This window comes from Paraburkholderia sp. BR14320, assembly GCF_040948665.1.
GTDB lineage: Bacteria > Pseudomonadota > Gammaproteobacteria > Burkholderiales > Burkholderiaceae > Paraburkholderia > Paraburkholderia youngii.
In genome coordinates this window covers 1-1,050 of sequence record NZ_JBFPKG010000204.1, presented here as the reverse complement: position 1 = coordinate 1,050, position 1,050 = coordinate 1, and the positions used below count along the sequence as shown (strand labels likewise).

Here is a 1,050-nt window from a genome sequence, read left to right as displayed (position 1 = left end):
GTGGCTCGCAGAAGTCGCCAACGTGCGCGTGCACGCCACCACGCGCGAGCGTCCGGCTGCGATGCTGGCACTTGAGCAGGTAGCGCTGCTGCCGTTGCCTGCGCCAGCATCGATGCCGAAGCCTGCGCCTTCGAGGCTGCGCCGGGTGCTGCCGCGAGAGAGCCTTCAGCATCCGCTTGCGGTGTATGACGCCCTGCTGGAGGTCGCCGCATGAATCTCCAGCACGAACGGATTGCCAGCCTTTGCAAACAGCTGAAGCTCGACCGCATCTCCAGTGACTGGGGAGCGCTCGCGCAGCACACGGCAACGACAGATGCCAGTAATGCCGACTTCCTGGAGCAACTGCTAAAGGCGGAACTCGGTGCGCGCGAGGAGCGTAAGCGCCAGACGCTCACGAAGCTCGCATCGCTGCCCGTCATCAAGACGCTGGAGCAATACGACTTCGGCTTCGCCAGCGGTGCGCCACGGGCGCAGATACAGGAGCTGGGAAGTCTGGTGTTCATCGAGCGGGCCGAGAACGTCGTGCTGCTCGGCCCCTCCGGGGTTGGCAAGACGCACATCGCGAGCGCACTGGCCTATCGGGCAACACAGGCAGGTATCAAGACGCGATTCATCACGGCCGCCGACCTGATGATGCAACTGGCGACGGCGCGCCAACAGAATCGTTTGCGGGAGTTCATCAACCGGGCGGTCATCGGGCCGAGGCTGCTCGTCATCGACGAAATCGGTTATCTGCCGTTCGGGCGCGAGGAGGCGAACCTGTTCTTCAATGTCGTCGCCAAACGTTACGAACGCGGCTCCATCGTGCTGACGAGCAACCTGCCGTTCACGCAATGGGCCACGGCGTTTGCTGATGACCAGACGCTCACGGCCGCCATGCTCGACCGGCTCCTGCATCACGCCCATATCGTGCAAATCAGCGGTGAGAGCTATCGACTGAAGGACAAACGAAAAGCAGGACAAACGGGAACGCGGGCAACAGCGAAAGCAGCCGCGTGACACAGGTCCCGGGTGGGTCAGATTTACTTCGGCGAATCGCCGAAAGGCGGG

The 1,050-nt window shown here is 63.0% G+C and carries 1 protein-coding gene and 1 pseudogene; both read left to right on the top strand.

Going from position 1 to position 1,050, the window contains the following annotated elements; genetic code table 11:
- Positions 1 to 214 (top strand): annotated as a pseudogene (locus tag AB3X89_RS39895) (IS21 family transposase); the annotation flags it as partial.
- Positions 211 to 999, top strand: a complete 789-nt coding sequence (gene istB, locus AB3X89_RS39890) for an IS21-like element helper ATPase IstB (RefSeq protein WP_150331854.1) — start codon at positions 211 to 213, stop codon at positions 997 to 999. The pseudogene AB3X89_RS39895 and the gene istB, both read left to right, overlap by 4 nt.
- Positions 1,000 to 1,050: the final 51 nt, after the last annotated feature.